This window comes from Cupriavidus sp. KB_39, from assembly GCF_052114485.1.
GTDB lineage: Bacteria > Pseudomonadota > Gammaproteobacteria > Burkholderiales > Burkholderiaceae > Cupriavidus.
Genome location: NZ_JBFREV010000073.1, coordinates 1 through 7,464, shown reverse-complemented (window position 1 = coordinate 7,464; position 7,464 = coordinate 1). Strand labels below are relative to the sequence as shown.

At 61.7% G+C, this 7,464-nt stretch carries 6 protein-coding genes; all 6 read left to right on the top strand.

The window, feature by feature from the left end:
* The first annotated feature begins 138 nt into the window (after positions 1 to 138).
* From pilV to AB4Z27_RS27995, 6 genes are read left to right on the top strand one after another with little or no spacing between them, the layout of a single operon-like run.
* Positions 139 to 771, top strand: coding sequence for a type IV pilus modification protein PilV (pilV, locus tag AB4Z27_RS28020; protein ID WP_441645837.1), 633 nt, complete (start codon positions 139 to 141; stop codon positions 769 to 771).
* On the top strand, positions 771 to 1,727 hold the full coding sequence (locus tag AB4Z27_RS28015) for a PilW family protein (protein WP_441645836.1): 957 nt from the start codon (positions 771 to 773) through the stop codon (positions 1,725 to 1,727). The genes pilV and AB4Z27_RS28015 overlap by 1 nt, the downstream gene beginning before the upstream one ends.
* Positions 1,718 to 2,356 carry a pilus assembly PilX family protein gene (locus AB4Z27_RS28010; RefSeq protein WP_441645835.1) on the top strand — a complete coding sequence of 213 codons (639 nt, stop codon included), beginning with the start codon at positions 1,718 to 1,720 and terminating at the stop codon, positions 2,354 to 2,356. Before AB4Z27_RS28015 ends, AB4Z27_RS28010 begins: the two co-directional genes overlap by 10 nt.
* A 46-nt stretch (positions 2,357 to 2,402) precedes the next feature.
* Complete coding sequence (locus tag AB4Z27_RS28005) at positions 2,403 to 6,293, top strand: pilus assembly protein (RefSeq protein ID WP_441645834.1); 3,891 nt, start codon at positions 2,403 to 2,405, stop codon at positions 6,291 to 6,293.
* Positions 6,294 to 6,307: 14 nt separating this feature from the next.
* The gene (locus AB4Z27_RS28000; RefSeq protein WP_441645833.1) at positions 6,308 to 6,745 is read left to right on the top strand and encodes a type IV pilin protein; all 438 of its coding nucleotides are present in this window, start codon (positions 6,308 to 6,310) and stop codon (positions 6,743 to 6,745) included.
* A 5-nt stretch (positions 6,746 to 6,750) separates the two neighbouring features.
* Entirely contained in the window at positions 6,751 to 7,299 is a 549-nt protein-coding gene (locus AB4Z27_RS27995) for a GspH/FimT family pseudopilin (protein WP_441645832.1), read from the top strand.
* Positions 7,300 to 7,464: the final 165 nt, after the last annotated feature.

Genomic DNA, 7,464 nt, shown 5'->3' with positions numbered 1-7,464 from the left:
CTTCGGGTAAGGAGGCCGGATGGCGAGCGCGTGCACGGCGTAAACGGGGCCCAACAGAGGCTCCGGCGCAGCAAAACTCCAACGCGCCGCCCGTAGAAAAGCAAAAGAACAGTTCGATTTTTTGGACGGGAGTCACAAATGGGTCAGTCACGCCGCCGGGGGGCGGCCGGCTTCACCATGCTCGAAGCATTGGTAGCGATCGTCGTTCTGGCGTTCGGCGTGCTCGGCGTGGCCAATCTGCTCATCAAGTCTTTCCGCTTCGCGCAACAGTCGTCCTACGACGTTGTTGCGCTTCAGCTCGCCAATGACATGGCGGACCGCATGCGGGCGAGCGTCGATGAGGCCAACAAAAACAACTACCTTTTCGACACGAAGACCGGCACGCCGAATATCGCGGACAGCGGCAACCTGTTCCGCACGGCCTGCACTGGCGCATCAGCCGCATGCGCGCCCCTCACCGCGAATTTCGACAAGGCTGACTGGGCGCGCCGCGTCCAGACCAGCCTGCCAAACGGCCGCGCGGTCATCTGCCGCGACTCGACCACGTTCCAGCTCAACACCGGTTACCAGTGGGGCTGCACCCAGACCGCCGGTGGCAATGGCTCTCCAAGCGATACGCCGATCGTCATCAAGGTAGGCTGGACCTCCCGTTTCACCGATCGCGCCGGCGCTGATCTCGCTACAGGCACCACCATGGCCGACTCCGCCGCAGCGAATGGCGATGCGACGCCCATGGTCGTCGTGGTCGTCAACCCCGGAGTCAACAACTGATGCCCCGCCACTCTGACTCCCGCCACTCTGACTCCCGCCGCCTGCGGCAGCCGGCCGCGGGCTATACCCTCATCGAACTGATGGTGACGCTGGTCATCAGCATGCTGGTGTTGATTGCCGGCCTGTCGTTCTACCTGATGAGCCGCAACAGCTACGCCACGATCGACGACAACGCGAACCTGGAAGAGCGTGGGCAATTCGCAATCTCGGTAATGTCCCGTGTGCTGCGGCAAGCGTCTTATGTGCCGCCAGGCCCCTCGGGCGGCGCGATGGTGATTACGGACCAGATGATCTTCGGACGCGAATCGTGCTCCACGCCGGGGGACGGCGAAGATCTGGTTTGCAACGGAGGCGCGTCAGTCAATGGCAGCGACATGTTCATGGTGCGCTACTACGGGTCCGGGGTTCCCGGAAACCCCCGCACGCCCGACGAATCGATTGTCGATTGCTCAGGCCAGGGCGTGGCGGGCTACACCGAGGGCGATGTAACGCTCGCGGCCAGCCAGCGCGGCTTGTCCGTTTTCTTCGTCGCTAACAACGCAGCAGGCAAACCTACCCTGATGTGCAAGTACCGCCAGCGGACTGCGGGAGAAGAGTCGCTGACCACGTACGTCACGCAGGAACTGGTGACCGGCGTCGAGAACATGCAGTTGCTGTATGGGATCTCCACGAATTCCGACGATGTGCCGGACAAGTACGTGAGAGCCGACGAAATGACGACACTCGAATGGCTCCACATCGCGACCATCAAGCTGTCGATCGTCGTACGCGCTGACAACGCGAGCGCAGACGCCGGGGGAAACGGAGCCATCCAGATGTTCGGGTCGCTCTACAACGGCGCAGACGGCACCTTCACACCCACGCAGGACACCCAGGCGGCACGCCGCCTGTTCACCACCACCCTCCAGGTCCGCAACTACAACCACTGTGTTCCGGGAGACACGTCATGCCTCTGACCTCCAGGATGACCCCCGCATGCCGCTCGCGAAACGAGCGAGGCGTTGCCCTGATCACCGCCGTGATCATGCTGCTGGTGATCACGCTGCTGGCCATTTCGGGCGCGCGCATCGCACTCGACTCGAAGAAGACATCACGGAACCAGCGTGATTTTGAGATCGCGTTCCAGGCAGCGGAAGCCGCGCTGCGCGACGCGGAACTCGATATCAGCAATGCAACCGGCCCGGCCAAACGCACGCAGATCTTCTCATCGAAGAAGCGCGACGGCTTTGATGTGCCGGGCGGTTGCAACACGGGCACCGCCCCAAGCGGGCCTTACCTGGGATTGTGCGACACATACAACAGCAATCCGCCGATCTGGAACACCGTCGACTGGCTGGCCACCGTCGGCCAGAGGACTGTGGAGTATGGAACGTTCACCGGCAGGTCATTCCCCACTGGCTCAGGCCTGACCCCCGGCCGCAAGCCGCGCTATCTGATTGAGATCATGACGGTCAGAGATAACAATCAAAGCGCGAGCAATCCGGACGATGTGAAATTCATGTACCAGATTACGGCCGTCGGCTTCGGCCCCAATGACACCACACGCGCAGTAGTCCAGTCGCTCTACTACAAGGGCGAGGACTAACCCCATTTCCCCGACGGATCAAACCAACGAACCGGGACCGAATTCCATGAACCTCTTCCGCCGCCTGCTGCCGCTGTGCACCATGCTCTGGAGTGTTGCGCTCTGCGCCGCGCCGACCACCGTGCCGACGGTTTCGATCTCGACCACGCCGCTCTACGGCCAGTCGCAGAACATCCATCCGAACCTGATGCTGACTTTGTCGGTGGAATTCCCCACCACCGGCGCCGCATACCGGGGCACCTACAACAAGGCTACCGGCTACCTCGGCTACTTCAACAACACGAAGTGCTACGCCTATAACGCCACGTCTGGCTACTTCACGATCTCCGGAAACGCTACCACCGACACCCACGAGTGCTCCGGCGATTTCAGCGGCAACTTCATGAACTGGGCGGCCTCGTCCGCCATTGACGAGCTGCGCCTCGCCATGACCGGCGGCGACCGCGTGGTCGACACGCGCACGCAAACTGTCCTGCAACGCGCCCTGCTGCAAGCCGACTTCTTCAAGAGCTCGTCTTACTTCCCGCTCAAGAGCATCAACGGCAGCGGCACGAACAGCGCGCCGAGCAAGGTGACGCCGTTCAAGTACACCACGTTGTACATGGCGTCCTGCGGCAACCATATTTACTTCTCGGACGCGGACGACTCCTCCGCCTCGTGTACCAGTTTGCGCAAGTACGCCGACGTGACCAACAGCCGCGGCACGGTGACGGAACGGCGCGGCTTCCGCGTTCAGGTGCAGGTCTGCGACAGCAGCGAAGCTACCAGCCGTACGGACCTCTGCTACAGCTACGACGGCACCAACTACAAGCCCGTGGGCGAGATGCAGCGCAATGCCGACCGCGTGCGGTTCGCGGCCTTCGGCTACCTGAACGATGCCACCAACGATACAAGCAAGACCCAGAACGAGCGTTACGGCGGTGTACTGCGGGCGCCGATGAAGTATGTGGGCGACAACGCAGTAAATACCTCGCTGAATACGATCACGAACCCGGCCAAGGAATGGGATGCGTACGGGGTGCTGCTGAACAACCCGCTCAACCTGACCACCAACGCCAATAGCGGCGTGATCAATTACCTGAACAAGTTCGGCCGCACAATGGTGACCGACCTCGGCGGACCCACCGACAATCCGGTAGGCAGATACAAGACGTACGATCCACTGAGCGAGCTTTACTACGAGAGCATTCGCTACCTGCAGTTCCACCCCGATGGCCCGACTCCCGAAGCCGTGAACAATCTCACCACGGCCTACACGGACAATTTTCCCGTGTACACAAGTTGGGACACCGACCCCCTGCTGAACAGTTGTCAGCGCAACTACGTGCTGACGATTGGCGATATCAACACCCACCAGGATCACTACATTCCCGGCAATACCATCGCCAACCAGGGCGACCCGGCCCGTGCGAAGGATTCCTGGAGCAAATTCGACGTGGTGGATTGGACCAACAAGGTCGGCGCGCTCGAGACGAACACACCCGCCGCCGGGAACTCGAATCCGCTCGGCTCGTCATTCCTGAGCCTCGGCACAAAGAACCACCCCACGTCCTCTAAGTCGTCGTACTACCTTGCCGGCATTGCCTACTGGGCGCATACCTCGGCATTCCGGCCAACCATGCCCGAGGCTCGCGTCACCACCTTCGGTATCGACGTGAACGAAAACGGCAACGGCACGGTCGGCGACAGCCAGCGGCAAAGCCAAATCTTCCTCGCAGCCAAGTACGGCGGCTTCAAGGAAGAGACCAACGATGGCGGCAACAAGGACGGCAACCCGTTCAAGACGCTGGGTTCCGGCGGCGCCGTGGTGACCAACAACACGGAGTGGGAGGCGGCCCCTATTGGCTCCAACATCCCGTCCAACTGGTTCCTCGCCAGCCAGCCGGCGCAGATGATCAGCGCGATCAAGCAAATCTTCACGCAGATCACGACCGCAGCCGGCACGCTCTCCGGCGTGGCACTGAGCAACACCCGGATCATCCAGAACGAATTTGTCTACACGCCGGGCTTTGATCAGCAATGGAACGGTAAGCTCAGCGCCTACCCGCTACTCAAAAATAGCGACGGTTCCGTCTCGATCTCGTCCACGGCAGCCTGGGAGGCCGGTTCGCGCCTCGCGGCCCGGACCTATTCGACGCGTTCCATCTTCACCTTGAGCGGCGCCACAGGGACGGGCGCCGCATTCAGCTGGGCCAACCTCGGCAAGGCACAGCAGGATGCACTGAACATCAACCCGGGCACGAGCAGCAGCGACGGGCTGGGCCAGCAACGCGTGGAGTACCTGCGGGGAGATCGCAGCAACGAAGCCGACAGCCAGGGCAATGGCGGGCTGTTCCGGGCACGCAAGACGGTGTTCGGTGACATCATCAACTCCGGCCCGACGTTCGTCGGTCTGCCCTCCACCACCCGCAGCGGCGCCGGCTACGCCGCATTCGCCACGAACTACGCAACCCGGACGCCGATGGTCTATGTCGGCGCCAACGACGGCATGCTGCACGGCTTCAATGCCAATACTGGCGACGAAGTATTCGCCTACGTCCCGGCGGCAGTCGTCAGCAAGCTCAACCAACTGACCGGCGCCACCTACTCGCATCGCGCCTATGTCGATGCCACGCCAGTCACTTCGGAAGTCCAGATCGGCAGCAACTGGAAAACGGTGCTGGTGGGCGGCATGGGCGGCGGCGCGGAGGGGGTGTACGCCCTGGATGTAACCGACCCGACCGGTAGCCGAGGCAGCGTTTTCGGTGCATCGAATGTCATGTGGGAGTTCACGGACAAGGACGACGCCGACATGGGCAACGTCATGGGCCGCCCGGTGATCGCCAAGATGCTTGTCGGCAAGGACACCAACAATGTGCCCGTGTACAAGTGGTTCGCCATTGTCGGGAACGGCCTGAACAGCAATCAGGCCGATGGCTACGCCAACGACCGGGCGCCGGGCGCGCTGTTCCTCCTCTCGCTGGACAAGTCGCCCAGCGAAGCGTGGTCGCTGAACAACAATTATTGGAAGATCGTCACCCCGTCGCCTTCGGCCACGCCGCCCTATGTCACCGCAAACGGCCTGAGCACGCCAGCCGTGACCACTTCCACAAGCGGAATCGGCCTGGCCATCTATGCGGGCGACCTGCAGGGCAATCTGTGGAAGTTCAACGTCTCCGGCCTGCCCTCCACGTGGAACGCCGGCAGCGACGGCGCACTGCCGCCGTACGGCGGCACGCCGGGCAAGCCGCTGTTCGTGGCAACCGACCGCAACGGCAATCGCCAGCCAATCACGATGCAGCCAGAGGTGGTGTACGCCCCGGGTGGCTTCATGGTCCTGTTTGGCACCGGCAAGTACTACGAACTGGCCGATACGAGTACCACCCCGACGCAGACCAACTCCTTCTACGGCATTTATGACGGCGGTGGCACCGACTATGTGAGCGGCGGCCGGAGCCAGTTAAGCCAGTTGTCCTCGGCCTATACCTCGGGGGGGCAGTCCATCTCCATTACTGGCACGGCTGCATATCCGGGCTACACGGGCGGGCGCAAACCTGGCTGGGTGCTCGATTTCCTCGATAGCACCGAGCGGCAGGTCACATCCGCCGCCGTCGCAAGCGGCATGATCTTCTTCAACTCGATCTACACGGCCACCGGTACATGCGGCACCGCCGGCGGTAGCCGGAGCTATGCCCTGAACCCACTGACCGGCCTGCCTACCAATGGCATCTCGGGCATGTTGTCCTCCGTCGGCCTGCTTGGCGCGCCGTCGATCATCGTCATCAATGTGTCGAAGACTGACCGTACCGGCGCTGGAGGTGGGGTGCAATCCACGACGACGCAGGTACTGGGCTTCGGCTCCGCGGGCACGCTGACCACAACCAGCACCAACGCGACCGACAAGCGCGTTATGCGCAAGGGATGGAAGGAAATCCGCAATTTCACGATAACGAACTGACATCCAGGACAGCCATGACATATAGACTCCGCAAGTGGCCGCGCGGCTTCACGCTAGCCGAGGTGATGGTCACCGTGGCCATCATCGGCATCCTCAGTGCATTCGCCTACCCCTCCTATCAGGAATTCATCCTGAAAGGTCGGCGCACCGAGGCCAAGGCGGCACTGATGGAGAACATGCAGTTGTTCGAGCGGCACTTTTCGCAAGTCAACACCTACTATGCAGCGGGTACGACGACGCCTTGGACCGGCTACAAGGCGTACTCCGGCGACAATGCGACCAGCGGCAACTACACGATCGCCGCGTTCGATTGCAACAGCGGCCAGTGCGTGGAGTTGCGTGCGACACCCAAGCGGGCCGATGCCACCTGCGGCGTTCTGACGATCAAGAGCACAGGCGTCAAGAACAACATGCTGAACGGCCAAGAAGTCAACACTCCCAATTGCTGGTGATCCCCATGCGCGTCGACAAACGAGCCGTCCAGCCACAACAAGGCTTCACGCTTATAGAACTGATCACGACGATGGCCGTCGGCGTGATTCTGGTGGGCTTTGCGGTGCCTAGCATGACCACGTTCATGCGCAATCATCGCGTGTTGACCGTGGCAGACAGCTTCAACACGGCGGTTTCGAAGGCACGATCCATCGCGGCCACGACCAATAGCTATGTGACCGTGGCACCGATCGGGAACGACTGGAAGAATGGGTGGCAAGTTTTCTCCGAAGGTCTCACCCCCAATGGCACCTACGAAGAGGGGACCGAGAATCTCATTGCGCAATACGACAAGCCACCGTCCGATGTCGTGGTGACGACCTCTACCTTTCCCACAGGGCTTGCTTCGATCTCCTTTTCTCCGGTCGGGTATTCGCAGACGACGACAAAAAGCCAAATGTCGATGAGCGCCGGCTTCCAGATCGGTGATGCAAAGCGTGTCGTCGAAGTCAGCCTTCTGGGACGCGCGCGCGTATGCGATCCCAACCGCGAAACGAGCTGCGTGCTGCCCTGATCCTGCAAGGGAACCGTCCGAGTCGGCCTCGGACACAAACTTCCACAAAACCTCCACATCCGGACACGTTTTAGGGCCTCGCCCGAGGCTATCGTGGACATCCGTTCTGTTCGAACCGATGCGCCATGTCCCTTGCTCCACCCTCCCCTTCCGGCCGCCGCCCTC

Coding starts and splice junctions, on each gene's coding strand:
- pilV (WP_441645837.1), top strand. CDS start 139: ATGGGTCAGTCACGCCGCCGGGGGGCGGCCGGCTTCACCATGCTCGAA.
- AB4Z27_RS28015 (WP_441645836.1), top strand. CDS start 771: ATGCCCCGCCACTCTGACTCCCGCCACTCTGACTCCCGCCGCCTGCGG.
- AB4Z27_RS28010 (WP_441645835.1), top strand. CDS start 1,718: ATGCCTCTGACCTCCAGGATGACCCCCGCATGCCGCTCGCGAAACGAG.
- AB4Z27_RS28005 (WP_441645834.1), top strand. CDS start 2,403: ATGAACCTCTTCCGCCGCCTGCTGCCGCTGTGCACCATGCTCTGGAGT.
- AB4Z27_RS28000 (WP_441645833.1), top strand. CDS start 6,308: ATGACATATAGACTCCGCAAGTGGCCGCGCGGCTTCACGCTAGCCGAG.
- AB4Z27_RS27995 (WP_441645832.1), top strand. CDS start 6,751: ATGCGCGTCGACAAACGAGCCGTCCAGCCACAACAAGGCTTCACGCTT.